Genomic DNA, 15431 nt, shown 5'->3' on the forward strand with positions numbered 1-15431 from the left:
GGTTGGCAAGAGGCGGCGTAACGGAGTTCCCATGATGCAACGCAGATCCTTCCTGGCCCTTGGCGGGGCCTCCCTTCTGGCGTTCGGCGCCACCGGCGTTCGCGCCCAGACCTCGCCCACCCACGCCCGCGCCTCGTCGCCCGGCGGCGTGCTGACGGTTGAGGCCTTCACCGACAATGACGGGCGTCCGATGTACGCCGTCCTGCGTCAGGGCCGGGTCGTGGTCGCGCCGTCCAAGCTGGGCTTCCTGCTGACCGACGCCCCCGCGATCGAGCGCGGCCTGGCCGTCACGGCGGGTCAGCCCGTCACTGTCGACGACACCTGGGAGCAGCCGTGGGGCGAGCGCCGCTTCATCCGCAACCACTATAACGAATGGCGCGTCAGCTATGTCGAGACCGGCGCCCTGGGCCGCCGCGTGGACGTGGTCTTCCGCCTGTATGACGACGGTCTGGGCTTCCGCTACGAGTTCCCCGACCAGCCCGCGCTGAAGACCGTCCGCATCGGCTCGGAAATCACCGAGTTCAACCTGGCCGAAAACGGCGAGGCCCTGTGGTGCCCCGCCTGGGAATGGAACCGCGAAGAATATCTCTACAGCCGCACCCCGATCGACGCCGTCGGCAGCGCCCAGACGCCGATGACGGTCAAGGGCCAGTCGGGCCTGCACGTCTCGATCCATGAGGCGGCCTGCATCGACTATGCGGGCATGAACCTGCGCCGCTCCGAGGGCACCGGCTTCCGCGCCCAGCTGACGCCCGGCCTGACCAACGCCGCCGTGGTGCGGACTGCGCCGTTCAACACCCCGTGGCGCACGCTGCAGATTTCAGACAGCCCGGCAGGCCTGATCGATTCCAGCCTGATCCTGAACCTGAACGAGCCCAACAAGCTGGGCGACGTCAGCTGGTTCAAGCCGATGAAATACGTCGGCGTCTGGTGGGAGATGCACCTGGAGCTGAAGAGCTGGGCGTCCGGCCCCAACCACGGCGCCACCACCGAGAACACGATCAAGCACATCGACTTCGCGGCCAAGCACGGCTTCGGCGGGGTTCTGGTCGAGGGCTGGAACAAGGGCTGGGACGGCCAGTGGTTCGCCAACGGCTCGGACTTCAGCTTCACCGAAGCCTATCCCGATTTCGACATCGACGCGGTCTGCGCCTACGCCCGCTCCAAGGGCGTGCAGCTGATCGGCCACCACGAGACGGGCGGCAACGCCTTCCACTACGAACAACAGCTTGAGCCCGCGATGGCGCTGTATGAACGCCTGGGCGTCCATTCGGTGAAGACCGGCTATGTCGCGGACGCCCAGGGTGCGCGCGTCGCTGGACCGGACGGCCAGTCGGTCATGGCGTGGCACGAAAGCCAGGCGATGGCCCAGCACCACATGCGGGTGATCGAGGTCGGCGCCCGCCACAAGGTCGCCGTCAACGCGCACGAGCCGTTCAAGGACACCGGCCTGCGCCGCACCTATCCCAACATGATCAGCCGCGAAGGCCAGCGCGGGATGGAATATTCGGCCTGGGGCAACCCCGGCAATCCGCCCGAGCACGAAGCCAACCTGGTCTTCACCCGCCTGCTGGCCGGACCGATGGACTACACGCCGGGCATCTTCGGCATGGAGACGCGCAGCCCCGGCGGCGTGCAGACGACCTGGGCCAAGCAGTTGGCGCTGTATGTCGTCATCTACAGCCCGATCCAGATGGCGGCGGACCTGCTGGTCAACTACGAGGCCAACCCCGGCCCGTTCCAGTTCATCAAGGACGTGCCGTGCGACTGGTCTGAAAGCCGCACCCTGGCCGCCGAGCTTGGCGACTATGTCGTCACCGTGCGCAAGGACCGCGCATCCGACGTCTGGGCCCTGGGCGCCGTGACCGACGAACACCCGCGCGTTCTGAGCGCCAGCCTGGACTTCCTGGACGCCGGCCGCCGCTACCGCGCCGAAATCTATCGTGATGGCCCGGACGCCGACTACAAGGGCAAGCGCGAGGACATCATCATCGAGCAGCGCAACGTCACCTCGGCGGACACGCTGACGCTGGCCCTGGCGCCCGGCGGCGGCCAGGCCATCCGCTTCGTGCCGATCGGACGCGCCCGCAGATGAGCAAGGTGACGCCCGGACCACTCCACGCCATCCGCCCGCGCCTGTCCGGCCTGGCGATCTGGAACATGTGCGTCGGCTTCTTCGGCATCCAGATCGGATTTGGACTGCAGAACGCCAACACCAGCCGGATCTTCCAGACCCTGGGCGCCGAGGTGGATTCGCTGGCGATCCTTTGGATCGCGGCGCCGCTGACCGGCCTGTTGATCCAACCGATCATCGGCCATTTCAGCGACAAGACGTGGACGCGGTTCGGGCGTCGTCGCCCCTATTTCCTGGTCGGGGCGATCCTGACCACCCTGGCGCTGATCGCCATGCCCAACAGCCCCAGCCTGTGGTTCGCCGCGGCCATGCTGTGGATCATGGACGCCTCGATCAACATCACGATGGAGCCGTTCCGCGCCTTCGTCGGCGACAACCTGCCGGAGGAGCAGCGCACCACCGGCTATGCGATGCAGAGCTTCTTCATCGGCGCGGGCGCCGTGTTCGCCTCGGTCCTGCCGTGGCTGCTGTCGAACGTGTTCGGCGTTGTCTCCACGGCGGCGGAAGGCGTGGTGCCCCTGTCGGTCAAGATCGCCTTCTACGTCGGCGCCGTCGGCCTGTTCTCGGCGGTGCTTTGGACCGTGTTGTCGACCAAGGAATACACCCCCGAACAGATCGCGGCCTTCGAGCGCGCCAGACAGGCGTCGCTGGGCCTCCAGGCCGAGGACGGCCCTGAGGCGCCGGCCCGCACCATTCAGGGCTGGATGACGTCCGGCCTGATCTGCGGCGTGCTGGGCCTCTTGGGCTTCGTCCTGATCACGGCGCTGAATCTGGAGAAGGAGCTGCTGATCCTGGCGGGCTTCTTCGCGGGCTTTGGCCTGTTGCAGATCGCGGTGGGCATGATGCAGCGCCGCAGCATCACCAATGCGGTGACCGAAATCGTCAACGACATCTTCCGCATGCCCGACACCATGCGCGGCCTGGCGGTGGTGCAGTTCTTCACCTGGTTTGCCCTGTTCGCCATGTGGATCTACACCACGGCGGCGGTGACCAGCGTCCACTACGGCGCGACCAGCACAACCTCGCGCGCCTATGCTGAAGGGGCCGACTGGGTCGGTGTCCTGTTCGGCGTCTATAATGGCGTGGCGGCCCTGGCGGCCTTCACCCTGCCGGTCCTGGCCAAGCGCATCGGCCGCAAGGCGACCCACGCCCTGATGCTGCTGCTCGGCGCGCTGGGCCTGTTCGGCATCTTCGCCATTCGTGATCCAGGCCTGCTGTGGCTGCCGATGATCGGCGTCGGCTTCGCCTGGGCTTCGGTCGTGTCCATGCCGTACGCCATCCTGTCAGCGGCGGTGCCGGACCGGAAAATGGGCGTCTATATGGGCGTCTTCAACATCTTCATCGTCGTGCCGCAACTGCTGGCGGCGACGGTTCTGGGCCTGATCCTGAAGACCCTGTTCGGGGGCCAGGCCATCTGGGCCCTGGTGTTGGGCGCGATCTCGTTCGTTCTGGCGGCAGGCAGCGCCCTGCTGGTGAAGGAGCACCGCGCATGAACCGCCGCACCCTGCTGGCTCTGGGCGCCGCTCTGCCCTTCGCCGGTCCCGCATTCGCCGAAGCGCCCAAGGCCGGGCGTCTGGTCCTGCATGAGGCTGTCGCTTCGGACCATGTGAAGCCGCGCAACGTCGGGGTCTGGCTGCCGCCCGGATATGAGGCGTCCGACGCCCGTTATCCGGTCCTCTACATGCATGATGGCCAGAACCTGTTCGACGCCGCGACCGCCAACTTCGGCGAATGGGGCGTGGACGAGCATCTGGACCGCCTGATCGCCAGCGGACAGGTGCGCGCGCCCATTGTCGTCGGCGTCTGGAACACCGACCTGCGCCTGCGCGAATACCTGCCTGCCGACCTGATCGACGCCCTGCCCGCCGACATGCGCGACGAGGTGCAGGCCATCTACGGCGGGCCGCCCCTGTCCGAAGCCTACATCCGCTTCCTGGTCGAGGAACTGAAGCCGCTTATCGACCGGACCTATCGCACCCTGATCGGACCGGCGGACACGACGATCAGCGGGTCCAGCATGGGCGGGCTGATCTCGCTGCAGGCGGTGATGAAGCGTCCCGACGTCTTCTCCGCCGCCGCCTGTCTGTCGACCCACTGGCCGTTGAAGGTCGATGGGCTGGAAGATGGTCCCGCCCTTCAGGCCTGGCGCGAGCGTCTGGTCGCCGCCTGGACCGGGGTCATCGCGGCAGGCCTGCCGGCCGCCGGATCTCATCGCTTCTATTTCGACCGGGGCGATGAAACCCTCGATCAGTTCTACGGCGAGTTCCAGACCCGCATTGATCAGGTCTTCCGCGCTCGCGGCTATGACGCCGACCATTTCCGCAGCCTGGTCTTCCCCGGCGCGCAACACACCGAAGCCTCATGGAACAGCCGCCTGGATGTTCCCCTGACCTTCCTTCTTTCCCCTCGCCCCACGCAAACCTCGTGAGGATCCTATGCGTACAATGAAACTTCTCTGCCTGACCGGCGCGGCCAGTCTGGCCCTGTCCACTGTCGCCGCCGCCCAGTCTGTGGCGCCCGGCGCGCCCGGCATTGCGCCGAACTGGTCCACTGCGGCCAAGACCGGCGCCGGCGCCTCCTATGAGGCCTATGTCGACGGCCAATACCGTGACGGCGGCCCGACCGGCGCCGTGTCCAAGGTCTGGTTCTCGATCGCCGACGGCGTCCTGACCGAGACCATGTACGGCCTGATCCACGAGGCGCAGATCAAGGCGCTGCGCTTCGCCGTGGTCACCCCGCAAGGTCTGGCGCTGGAAGGCCCGGACACCACCGAACGCACCGAATACCTGCACACCGATGCAGAAGGCCGCCCGCTGTCGCCCGCCTACCGCGTCACCACGCGCGACAAGAACGGCCGCTTCGAAATCCAGAAGCAGATCTTCACCGACCCGGACCGCAACGCCCTGGTTCTGCGCGTCACCATCAAGTCGCTGACCGGCCAGGCCACGCCCTATCTGCTGCTTGAGCCGCACATCGCCAACACCGGCATCAACGACCGCGGCGTGGTCACGCGCCAGGCCTTCCACGCCTGGGAAGGCGACACCCATCTGGTGTTGAAGCCCAGCCAACCGTTCACCGCCGCCAGCGTCGGCTTCGTCGGCGTGTCCGACGGCCTGACCGACCTCAAGGACGGCAAGATGGACTGGACCTACGCCTCGACGGGCGAGGAGTCCGGCAACACCATGATGACCGGCGCCCTGCCGTCGCTGCGTCGCGGCCAGACCCTGACACGCGACTTCGTCATCGGCTTCGGCGACAGCGAAGCGGCGGCCCAGGCGGCGGCTGACGGCTCGTTCGCCACCGGCCTTGACGAAGTCCTGGCCCGCTTCAACGGCGAAGGCGACCGCGTGGGCTGGGAGGACTATATCGCCTCCCTGACCGAACTGCCGCGCCTGGCCGCCCAGTCCACCGACGGCGGCAAGCTGGCCTACGCCTCGGCCCTGATGCTGAAGGTTCAGGAAGACCGCACCCACGCGGGCGCCCTGATCGCCTCGCTGTCCAACCCGTGGGGCGACACGGTGGACGCGTCCAAGTCCTCGACCGGCTACAAGGCCGTCTGGCCGCGCGACTTCTATCAGGTGGCGATGGCCCTGGCCGCGATGGGCGACAAGGAAACGCCGCTGGCCGCATTCAACTATCTGCCGCAGGTGCAGGTCGGACCGAACACGCCCGGCAACACCGGCGTCGGCGGCTGGTTCCTGCAGAAGACCCACGTCGACGGCGAACTGGAATGGGTTGCGGTGCAGCTGGACCAGACGGCCATGCCGATCATGCTGGGCTATCGCCTGTGGAAGATGGGCTGGCTGTCCGACGCCCAGATGACCCAGCACTACAACGCCATGCTGAAGCCTGCCGCCGACTTCCTGGTCGATGGCGGCAAGGTCGGCCTGTTGTGGAACGACGCCGAGATCAAGCCGCCCTTCACCCAGCAGGAACGCTGGGAAGAGCAGCAGGGCTATTCGCCGTCCAGCACCGCCGCCATCATCGCCGGTCTGACCGTCGCGGCGGAAATGGCGCGGGCTTCGGGCGACGCGACGGGTGCGGCCCGCTATCAGGCCGCCGCCGACGACTACGCCTCCAAGATCGAGGCCACGATGTTCACGACCAACGGGGACTTCGGCGACGGCCGCTACTTCATCCGCATCACCCAGAACGCGAACCCGAACGACAAGGGGCCGATGGGCGTCGCCAATGGTCAGGTCGCCGCCCCTGAAGACCGCATCATCGACGGCGGCTTCCTCGAGCTGGTCCGCTATGGCGTGCGCCGCGCCGACGATCCGCACATCCTGTCCACCCTGCCCGTCTATGACGACCAGTCGCTGGAGCCGCTGTACCGCGTCCGCTACGACTTCGGTCCTGAAGGCGACAAGACGCCGGGCTGGCGCCGTTACGGCGTCGATGGCTACGGCGAAGACTGGCAGACGGGCGCCAACTACGGCGTCGGCGGCGAGATGAGCCCCGGTCAGCGCGGCCGCGTCTGGCCCTTCTTCACCGGCGAACGCGGACACTATGAATTGGCCCGCGCCAGCGTGAACGGCACGCCGTCCGCCGCCGACATCGCCGCCATCCGCCAGACCTATGTCCGGGGCATGGAGCGTTTCGCCAACGACGGCCTGATGCTGGCGGAACAGGTGTGGGACGGCGTCGGCAACCCGACGAGCCGCGACTACAAGCTGGGTCAGAACACGGACTCGGCTACGCCGCTGGCCTGGACCCATGCCGAGTACCTGAAGCTGCTTCGCTCGCTGGCGGACGGCAAGGTCTGGGACAACTACGAGCCGGTCCAGAGCCGCTACGCTCGATAATAAAAAAAGCCCCCCGATCCGCCAGGATCGGGGGGCTTTCCTTATGTGCTGGAAGGTTCAGCCGATCAGAAGGCCGCCTTCAAGGACACGACGAATGCGTCGTCATAGCCCTTCAGATTGTTGTCGTAGTAGCGCAGGTCCAGACCCAGCTTGTCGGTCAGGGCGTAGGTCCCGCCCAGGTTCCACGTCGTATAGTCGGAGCCCGGATCGAAGGTCTGACGGCCGACGGCGCCCGACACCGCGATCTTGTCCGAAACCGTGTAGGCGGCGGTCAGCTCGGCATAGAGGCTTTCGTTCTCAACGCCCCAACTGTCGGGCGAATAGTACAGGGTCGCCCCCACCGTCGCCGGACCAAAGGCCCGCGAGGCGCCGACCTTGACCTCATAGTTGTTGTAGCTGACGCCGCTGGGCGCCCCGACATAGCTGTAGGCGATGACGCCGACATCCCAGGCGAAACCCGCCGCCTCGGTCCTGTATCCCCCGTACAGGTCGATTTCCGCGTCGGTGCCATCCTTGAAATCGACATTCGACGCCCAGGCCCCGGCGTAGAAGCCCCCTTCGGTGGCGAAGTCCAATCCGCCCTGAACTGCGAACTTTTCGTCCGTCTGGGTCAGGCCGCGAAACACATAGTTGTTGGTCGCGCCGATGTTGAACGCGACATCACCGGCCAAGGCAGGCGCTGCGCCCATCAGGGCGAAGGCGGCCGAAACGGCCGAGGCCGCAAGCAAGACATGAGCTCTCATAATCGTATCCCCTCGATTTGATTGAAGCTGTGATTTCCGCATGGCGCGGAAGATGATCGGGCGCGGGATTGGGAGCCGCGCCCGATTTGCAGTCTCAGTGGTCCAGGACTTCGCCGTGCAGCGAGGTGTCCAGACCGGCCGCCTCTTCGGCCTCGCTGACGCGAAGGCCGGTCGTGTACTTGCAGATCAGCAGGATGATGAAGGTGCCGACCGCGCTGTAGAGAATGGTCCAGAACAGACCCAGCGCCTGGGCGCCGATGTTGGCCCCTTCGGATGCGCTGTTGATCGCCGTGGTGGCGAACACGCCCGTCAGCAAGGCGCCGACCAGGCCCCCTGCGCCGTGGATGCCGAAGGCGTCCAGCGAGTCGTCATAACGCAGCAGCTTCTTGATCCAGACCGACGAGGCGTAGCAGACGACGCCGCAGATCAGGCCGATCAGAACCGCGCCCTTCGGATCGACGAAGCCTGCGGCCGGTGTGATGCCGACCAGGCCTGCGACCACGCCCGACAACATGCCGATCAACGAGATCTTCTTCTTCTCGATGACTTCGATCACCTTCCAGGCCAGGGCCGCAGCCGCAGCCGCCAGAAGCGTGTTGATCAGGGCGACGCCCATCAGGGCGTCCGCCGCCCCTGCCGAACCGGCGTTGAAGCCGATCCAACCGACCAGCAGCAGGCTGGCGCCGATCAGGGTCAGAACCGGATTGTGCGCGGTGATCGGCTCAACCCCATAGCCCTTGCGGCGGCCCAGGAAGATCGCGCAGACCAGACCCGCCACGCCCGAGTTGACGTGGACGACGGCGCCGCCTGCAAAGTCCAGAACGCCCGCGCCGCCCAGGAAGCCCCCGCCCCAGACCCAGTGACAGATGGGGGCGTAGATCAGCAGCGACCACAAGGCGGTGAACAGCAGCAGGGCCGAGTATTTGAACCGCTCGGCGAAGGCGCCGGTGATCAGGGCGGGCGTGATGATGGCGAAGGTCAGCTGGAACGAAATCCAGAGAAACTCTGGAATACCCGGCAGCAGCTTGTTGGCCGTTTCGAGCGTCACGCCGTTCAGGAACAGCATGTCCAGATTGCCGACGAACTTCTGCAGCGTCGGGTCTGAGTTGGCGCCGAAGGCGATGCTGTATCCGGCGATGAACCAGACCAGGGTCACGACCGAGAAGACGCCGACCGACTGGGTGATGGTGGCGATGACGTTTTTGCGCCGCACCATGCCGCCGTAGAACAGCGCCAGACCGGGGAGGGTCATCAGCAGAACCAGGGCGGTGGAGACGCCAAGCCAGGCTGTGCCGGCGCCGTCTAATTCAAGCGCCGTCTGATGACCCAGCAGCGCAGGGACGGCGGCCTGCGCATTGGCCGCGCCCGCGGCCAATAATGTAAGCGATGACAGGAGGAGCGCGGCTCCTCCCCGGAGACGGTTTCCTACTAGCGACATCAACTGGTACCCCCTTTGCAATCTCGCAATTGCGAAGGTGCTACCGCATTTGCGAAATGCGCAAGAGGGCATGACGTGATCGGTGCAATTTTCTTGCACCCGTCATCAGTAAAATTAAAGAGATCGCACAATCATTCGATTATGTGATCTCATTTCGATATTTTTTAGCGACAACAGCTGCGCTTGAGGGTCAGAAATTCAACCCTCGTTCGCTACCTTTACGCCCAGTGCATCTGCACCCGATGCGCCGCCGCCCAGTGGATGGCGCGCAGAGCGTCCATGACAGCGTCCGCAGCCGCCCGCGTCCCCAGTTCGCCGCCCAGATCAGCGGTGACGGCGCCTGACGCCAGCACGGCCGCGACGGCGCCCTCGATGGCGTCCGCCTCGTCTTCCAGCTTCAGGCTGTGGCGCAGCAGCAGGGCCGCCGACAGGATGCCGCCGATCGGATTGGCCAGGTCCTGCCCGGCGATGTCCGGCGCCGACCCGTGGATCGGCTCGAACAGGCCCGGTCCTTCCGTACCCAGCGACGCCGACGGCAGCAGGCCGATGGAGCCGCCCAGAACCGAAATCTCGTCCGACAGGATGTCGCCGAACATGTTCTCGGTCAGGATGACGTCATATTCGCGCGGCTTGCGGATCAGGTGCATGGCCATGGAGTCGACCAGGGCGTGCTCCAGGGTGATCTCGGGGTATTCCTCTGCGTGGATGCGGGTCACGACCTCGCGCCACAGGCGGCTGGTCTCCATCACATTGGCCTTGTCGACCGAGGTGACCTTGCCGCGACGCTGCTGGGCGGTCTGGAAGGCGGCGCGGGCGACGCGCTCGATCTCCACCACCGTATATTCGCACAGGTCCGTGGCGCCCTTCTCGTCGCGCGTCTTCTTGCCGAAATAGACGCCGCCGGTCAGTTCGCGGAAGACGATCAGATCGACGCCTTCGACGATCTCCTTCTTCAGCGGCGAACGGTGCGCCAGGACGGGCGAAACCTGCAGCGGACGCAGATTGGCGAACAGGCCCATGGCCTTGCGGATGGCCAGCAGACCTTCCTCGGGACGGCGCTTGCCGCCATCCCACTTGGGTCCGCCGACAGCGCCCAGGAATACGGCGTCAGCGGCCAGGCAGGCCTCACGCGTCGCATCCGGCAGAGGGTCGCCCGTCGCGTCGATGGCCGCGCCGCCGATCAGGTGTTCGGAGAAGTTGAAGACGTGGCCGTAGAAGTCGCCGATGACCGACAGCACGCTGCGCGCGGCGCTGGTCACTTCGGGGCCGACGCCGTCGCCGGGCAGCAGGACGACATTATAGGTCTTGGGGGCGGCGTTGGTCATCAGATGGTCTCTCTCGAACGCTCGAACGCTTCGATCTCAGGCAGGTTTGATTGCAGCCAGCCCAGGGTGTCCACCCCGTCCAGCAGGCACTGACGGGCGAAGGATTCGACCCCGAACGGCACGGGCAGCGCATTGCCGCGCCGGATCTCGTTCGCCTGAAGGTCGATCGTCACCGGCTGATCCGGCTGCGACGCCAGATCGTCCCAAACCGCCTGACTGACCACGATGGGCAGCAGGCCGTTTTTCAGCGCATTCGATGTAAAAATGTCAGCAATCTCGGTCGAGATCACCGCCCGGAACCCATAGTCGTACAGGGCCCAGGGCGCATGTTCGCGCGACGAGCCGCAGGCGAAATTCTTTCCGGCCAGCAGAATGCGATGCTCAGCCGGGTCGATGCGGTTCAGGATGGCCTCGGGCTTTTCCGATCCATCGTCCTCATAGCGCCAGTCATAGAAGGCCGCCTTGCCCAGCCCCTCGCGGGTCGTGGTGGTCAGGAAGCGGGCCGGGATGATCTGGTCAGTGTCGATATTGGCCTGGCTGAGCGTGACCGTCCTCGACGTCAAAACCTGGAACGGCTCAGACATTTTGCGCTCCTATCGTCTCACGCAGGAAGACGCGCGGGTCGGTCAGCACGCCCGCCACCGCCGTCGCCGCCGCCGTGGCGGGGCTGGCCAGAATGGTGCGCGCGTCCTTGCCCTGACGACCTTCGAAATTGCGGTTGGAGGTCGAGACGGCCAGTTGCCCCGGCGCCACCACATCGCCGTTCATGGCGATGCACATCGAACAGCCGGGAATGCGCCATTCGGCCCCGGCGGCGATGAAGACCTCGTGCAGACCTTCAGCCTCGGCGTCGCGACGCACGGCCTCTGAACCGGGCACCACCAGCATCCGCAGGCCCGGCTTCACCTTGCGGCCGCGCAGCACGTCGGCGGCGGCGCGCAGGTCAGGCAGACGGCCATTGGTGCAGGAGCCGATAAAGACCACGTCCACCGGCTGGTTGGTCGTCGCCTCGCCTGCGGTGAAGCCCATATAGGCGATGGCCTTGCGGTCGGAATCCGACTGGGGCTGCGGCACCGGCGAACCGATGGGCGCGCCTGCGTCGGGGGTCGTGCCCCAGGTCGCCATCGGACGGATGGCCGCGCCGTCCAGCACGACTTCCTTGTCGAAGACCGCGCCGGGATCGGTCGCCAGCGTCAGCCATTCAGCCGCCGCCGCCTCATAATCCGCCGGGACATTCTTGCGTCCGCGCAGCCAGTCGATGGTCGTCTGGTCGGGGGCGATCATGCCTGCGCGCGCACCGGCCTCGATAGACATGTTGCACAGGGTCATGCGCCCTTCCATGTCCAGCGACCGCACCGCCTCGCCCGCATATTCTATGACATAGCCGGTGCCGCCGCCGAACCCGATGGCGGCGATGACGGCCAGGGCGACATCCTTGCCCGACACGGCGGGCTGCAGTTGGCCGGTCACGGTCACGCGCATGGACCTGGCCTTGCGCTGCAACAGGCACTGGGTCGCCAGCACATGGCCGACTTCCGAGGTGCCGATGCCGAAGGCCAGTGCGCCGAAGGCGCCGTGCGTCGCCGTGTGGCTGTCGCCGCAGACGACCGTCATGCCCGGTTGGGTCAGGCCCAGTTCCGGCCCCATGACGTGGACCACGCCGCGATCATCGGAATCCCAACCGGCCAGACGCACCCCGTGGGCGGCGCAGTTGCGCTCCAGCGTGTGCACCTGGGCCTCGGCCTGGGCGGTGACGTAGGGCTTCAGGCCGTTCAGCCCCGCAGGCAGGGTTGGGGTCGAATGGTCCAGGGTCGCATAGGTGCGGTCGGGGCGGCGCACCTTCAGGCCGCGCGCCTCGATCTCGCTGAAGGCCTGCGGGCTGGTGACTTCGTGGACCAGGTGCAGGTCGATATACAGAACCCCCGGCGTCTCGGCCGTTTCCGACCGCACGACGTGGGCGTCCCAGACCTTGTCGAACAGGGTCTTAGGCATATTCAGGCGTCCGTTTCTCTGCGGGCGCGTCAATCGGCTCCAGCCAGCCGAAGGTGTCCGGCGTCTCGCCCGTGAACAGGCCGCGGAAGGCGTTGTTGATGGCCTTGGTCACCGGCCCCGGCCCTGCGGCCCGGGTGGTGATGCCGTCGACCGAACGCACCGGCGTGATCTCTGCGGCGGTGCCGGTCATGAAGATTTCGTCGGCCAGATACAGGGCTTCGCGCGGCATGGCCTGTTCGATGACCTCATACCCTTGGGCCTTGGCCAGCTTGATGACGCTGTCGCGCGTGATGCCCATCAGGATGGAGTTGGCGGCGGGCGGGGTCATGACCTTTCCGTCCTTGACCACGAACAGGTTCTCGCCCGCCCCTTCGGACAGACGCCCATCGACACCCAGGGCGATGCCTTCGCCAAAGCCGCCAACGCGGGCCTCACGGCCGATCAGATATGAGGACAGGTAGTTGCCGCCTGCCTTGGCCGCCGACGGCGTGGTGTTCGGCGCGGTGCGGTTCCAGCTGGAGACGCAGGCGTCCACGCCCTTTTCCAGCGCCTCTTCGCCCAGATAGGCGCCCCAGGTGAAGGCGGCGATGGCTATGTCGACGTTCATGTTCTGCGGCTGCGGCGTCACGCCCATGCCGCACTGGCCCAGGAAGGCGATGGGGCGGATATAGGCCGAACGCAGCCCCTCGGTCCGCACCACCAGATTGCAGGCCTCAACCAGCTCGTCCTCAGTGTAGGGCAGTTGGATGTGATAGATGCGGGCGCTGTCGAACAGGCGGCGGACGTGCTCGCGCAGGCGGAAGCCGCGCGGGCCGTTGGGCGTGTCATAGACGCGGATGCCTTCGAACACCGAGGTGCCGTAGTGGAGCGCATGGCTCATGACGTGGATCTTGGCGTCGGCCCACGGCGTCAGTTCGCCATTGACCCAGATGTTCTCAGCCAGCGGCTGCATGCACGTCTTCCTTCTTACTTCTTGGGTTGGCGCTCGATGAAAGAGCGCCGCGAGGCCGCGATCAGGCGGCCTCGGACTGGATCATGTCGTTGCCGATGCGGCGAGCGCCGAACAGGCGGTCGATCTGGCGGCCCAGATTGTCCGTGCTGCGGGCGGCGTCGCGGCTGCGGACCGTCAAAGCGATGCGGCGGAAATCGCCTTCATCGGCCATGTTGATGCCGTCGATGTGGAACCCACGGCGCTCCACCAGACCGATGAGACGCTGAAGCGAGCCGTCGGCCCGGTCGATCTGGATGTGGATGGTGTCAGTCATCACAGTTCTCCTTCAGCGGTTGCAGCATGCATCATCTGCGCGTTGTTCTTGCCCGGCGGCACCAGCGGCCAGACGTTTTCGGCCGGATCGATAATGACGTGGGCCAGGATCGGTCCCTCGGCGGCCAGCAGCCGCTCCAGGCCCGCCGTCACCTGATCGCGGCGTTCAATGCGGAAGGCCTCGATGCCGAAGGCTTCGGCGACCTTCACGAAGTCGGGGTTGTCGGACAGGTCGACCTCGGAGAAGTTCCGCTCGAAGAAGAACTCCTGCCACTGGCGCACCATGCCCAGGCGCGAATTATCCAGCAGCAGGATCTTCAGCGGAATGTTGAAGCGGTTGACCGTAGCCAGCTCCTGAATGTTCATCATCACGCCGCCGTCGCCCGTGATGGTCACGACCACGGCGTCCGGCTCGGCCAGCTTGGCGCCGATGCCTGCAGGCAGGCCAAAGCCCATCGAGCCCAGACCGCCCGAGGTGATGTGCGCTTCGGGGCGCGAGAATTCACAGTGCTGGGCGACCCACATCTGATGCTGGCCGACGTCGCAGGCGGCGATGAAGCCCGGACCAGCCAGGCGCGACAGTTCGTTCAGCAGGGCGGGCGCATAGACCTTGTCGCCCGGCGCGTCATAGCGGACTTGCGTCTCGGCGGAGCGCGCGCGCCATTGGTCGGCCCAGGCCGAAACCTCGATGGCGGGACCATCGGCCAGACGCTGGTTCAGCGCCTCCAGATTGGGCTTCAGATCGCCGACGACGCCGACAGCGACGGAGCGCAACTTGCCGATCTCGGACGGATCAATGTCGAAATGGATGACGCCGGCCTCGGGCGCGAACTCGGCCAGCTTGCCGGTGGCGCGGTCATCGAACCGGGCGCCGACGACGATCAGCAGGTCCGAGCCCTGAACCGCCTCGTTGGCGGCAGGCGTGCCGTGCATGCCCAGCATGCCCAGATAATTGTCCTGCCCCGTCGGGATCGAGCCCAGGGCGTTCAGGGTCGAAACCTGCGGAATGCCGGTCAGGGCAGCGAACTCCCGAACCGCCTCGACCGCGCCCGAGATCTTGGCGCCGCCGCCGACGTACAGGACCGGACGACGCGCAGCCCGGATGGCGGCCTCGGCCTCGGCGATCACCGAAGGTTCGGCGACGGCGATCTCGTTGGGCAGATGCAGGCCGCGCGGCTCGCTGGTCAGTTCGAACTGAACATCCTTGGGCAGGTCGATCAGGACCGGTCCCGGACGGCCCGAACGGGCGATATGGAAGGCTTCCTGGATGATCGCCGGAATGTCAGCGGCGTGACGGACCAGATAGGAGTGTTTCACCAGCGGCAGGGTGACGCCCAGGATGTCGACTTCCTGGAACGAGTCCGTGCCCATGACGCCCTGGGCGACATTGCCGGTGATGCAGACCATCGGAACGGAATCCAGCATGGCGTTGGCGATGCCGGTGACCAGATTGGTCGCGCCCGGTCCAGAGGTCGCCATGCAGACCCCCACCTTGCCGCTGACCCGTGCATAGGAGTCAGCGGCGAAGGCGGCGCCCTGTTCGTGGCGGCACAGATAGTGCTGCAGCTTGGAACCGGCCAGGGCGTCATAGATGGGCATGATCGCCCCCCCCGGATAACCGAACACCACCTCTACGCCCAACTGCTCCAGGGTGGAGACCAGCAGGCGGGCGCCGGACTGGGCGGCCTCGGCAGAGGGTTTGAAGGCGACGGCGGTCATCTGGGTCATCC

At 66.2% G+C, this 15431-nt stretch carries 12 protein-coding genes; 4 read left to right on the forward strand and 8 right to left on the reverse strand.

Going from position 1 to position 15431, the window contains the following annotated elements:
* The first annotated feature begins 34 nt into the window (after positions 1 to 34).
* The 4 genes from KWG56_RS10235 to KWG56_RS10250 are packed head-to-tail and all read left to right on the forward strand — an operon-like array spanning position 35 to position 6939.
* Positions 35 to 2095 carry a glycoside hydrolase family 97 protein gene (locus tag KWG56_RS10235; RefSeq protein ID WP_236261026.1) on the forward strand — a complete coding sequence of 687 codons (2061 nt, stop codon included), beginning with the start codon at positions 35 to 37 and terminating at the stop codon, positions 2093 to 2095.
* Positions 2092 to 3627, forward strand: coding sequence for an MFS transporter (locus KWG56_RS10240; protein WP_201096815.1), 1536 nt, complete (start codon positions 2092 to 2094; stop codon positions 3625 to 3627). Before KWG56_RS10235 ends, KWG56_RS10240 begins: the two co-directional genes overlap by 4 nt.
* Positions 3624 to 4562, forward strand: coding sequence for an alpha/beta hydrolase (locus KWG56_RS10245; RefSeq protein ID WP_219354680.1), 939 nt, complete (start codon positions 3624 to 3626; stop codon positions 4560 to 4562). The genes KWG56_RS10240 and KWG56_RS10245 overlap by 4 nt, the downstream gene beginning before the upstream one ends.
* A gap of 7 nt (positions 4563 to 4569) precedes the next feature.
* Entirely contained in the window at positions 4570 to 6939 is a 2370-nt protein-coding gene (locus KWG56_RS10250) for a glucan 1,4-alpha-glucosidase (protein WP_219354681.1), read from the forward strand.
* A gap of 65 nt (positions 6940 to 7004) precedes the next feature.
* Here KWG56_RS10250 and KWG56_RS10255 read toward each other — a convergent pair whose 3' ends face one another.
* From KWG56_RS10255 to ilvG, 8 genes are all read right to left on the reverse strand, one after another.
* The gene (locus tag KWG56_RS10255) at positions 7005 to 7682 is read right to left on the reverse strand and encodes a TorF family putative porin (RefSeq protein WP_219354682.1); all 678 of its coding nucleotides are present in this window, start codon (positions 7680 to 7682) and stop codon (positions 7005 to 7007) included.
* Positions 7683 to 7776: 94 nt separating this feature from the next.
* Positions 7777 to 9120 carry an ammonium transporter gene (locus KWG56_RS10260; RefSeq protein ID WP_219354683.1) on the reverse strand — a complete coding sequence of 448 codons (1344 nt, stop codon included), beginning with the start codon at positions 9118 to 9120 and terminating at the stop codon, positions 7777 to 7779.
* A gap of 218 nt (positions 9121 to 9338) precedes the next feature.
* Positions 9339 to 10445, reverse strand: a complete 1107-nt coding sequence (gene leuB / locus KWG56_RS10265; RefSeq protein ID WP_219354684.1) for a 3-isopropylmalate dehydrogenase — start codon at positions 10443 to 10445, stop codon at positions 9339 to 9341.
* A complete protein-coding gene (gene leuD, locus KWG56_RS10270; protein WP_219354685.1) occupies positions 10445 to 11029 on the reverse strand; it encodes a 3-isopropylmalate dehydratase small subunit in 585 nt (194 codons plus the stop codon). The genes leuB and leuD overlap by 1 nt, the downstream gene beginning before the upstream one ends.
* Entirely contained in the window at positions 11022 to 12437 is a 1416-nt protein-coding gene (gene leuC / locus KWG56_RS10275; RefSeq protein ID WP_373274052.1) for a 3-isopropylmalate dehydratase large subunit, read from the reverse strand. Before leuC ends, leuD begins: the two co-directional genes overlap by 8 nt.
* Positions 12430 to 13389 (reverse strand): branched-chain amino acid transaminase, encoded by a 960-nt coding sequence (locus KWG56_RS10280; RefSeq protein ID WP_201096801.1) that lies wholly within the window; start codon positions 13387 to 13389, stop codon positions 12430 to 12432. The genes leuC and KWG56_RS10280 overlap by 8 nt, the downstream gene beginning before the upstream one ends.
* Before the next feature lie 61 nt (positions 13390 to 13450).
* Complete coding sequence (locus KWG56_RS10285; protein ID WP_201096799.1) at positions 13451 to 13702, reverse strand: ACT domain-containing protein; 252 nt, start codon at positions 13700 to 13702, stop codon at positions 13451 to 13453.
* Positions 13702 to 15429, reverse strand: coding sequence for an acetolactate synthase 2 catalytic subunit (gene ilvG, locus KWG56_RS10290; RefSeq protein WP_219354686.1), 1728 nt, complete (start codon positions 15427 to 15429; stop codon positions 13702 to 13704). The genes KWG56_RS10285 and ilvG overlap by 1 nt, the downstream gene beginning before the upstream one ends.
* Between the last annotated feature and the right edge of the window lie 2 nt (positions 15430 to 15431).

The organism is Brevundimonas nasdae (assembly GCF_019395145.1).
Lineage (GTDB): Bacteria > Pseudomonadota > Alphaproteobacteria > Caulobacterales > Caulobacteraceae > Brevundimonas > Brevundimonas nasdae.

Coding starts and splice junctions, on each gene's coding strand:
- KWG56_RS10235 (WP_236261026.1), top strand. CDS start 35: ATGCAACGCAGATCCTTCCTGGCCCTTGGCGGGGCCTCCCTTCTGGCG.
- KWG56_RS10240 (WP_201096815.1), top strand. CDS start 2,092: ATGAGCAAGGTGACGCCCGGACCACTCCACGCCATCCGCCCGCGCCTG.
- KWG56_RS10245 (WP_219354680.1), top strand. CDS start 3,624: ATGAACCGCCGCACCCTGCTGGCTCTGGGCGCCGCTCTGCCCTTCGCC.
- KWG56_RS10250 (WP_219354681.1), top strand. CDS start 4,570: ATGCGTACAATGAAACTTCTCTGCCTGACCGGCGCGGCCAGTCTGGCC.
- KWG56_RS10255 (WP_219354682.1), bottom strand. CDS start 7,682: ATGAGAGCTCATGTCTTGCTTGCGGCCTCGGCCGTTTCGGCCGCCTTC.
- KWG56_RS10260 (WP_219354683.1), bottom strand. CDS start 9,120: ATGTCGCTAGTAGGAAACCGTCTCCGGGGAGGAGCCGCGCTCCTCCTG.
- leuB (WP_219354684.1), bottom strand. CDS start 10,445: ATGACCAACGCCGCCCCCAAGACCTATAATGTCGTCCTGCTGCCCGGC.
- leuD (WP_219354685.1), bottom strand. CDS start 11,029: ATGTCTGAGCCGTTCCAGGTTTTGACGTCGAGGACGGTCACGCTCAGC.
- leuC (WP_373274052.1), bottom strand. CDS start 12,437: ATGCCTAAGACCCTGTTCGACAAGGTCTGGGACGCCCACGTCGTGCGG.
- KWG56_RS10280 (WP_201096801.1), bottom strand. CDS start 13,389: ATGCAGCCGCTGGCTGAGAACATCTGGGTCAATGGCGAACTGACGCCG.
- KWG56_RS10285 (WP_201096799.1), bottom strand. CDS start 13,702: ATGACTGACACCATCCACATCCAGATCGACCGGGCCGACGGCTCGCTT.
- ilvG (WP_219354686.1), bottom strand. CDS start 15,429: ATGACCCAGATGACCGCCGTCGCCTTCAAACCCTCTGCCGAGGCCGCC.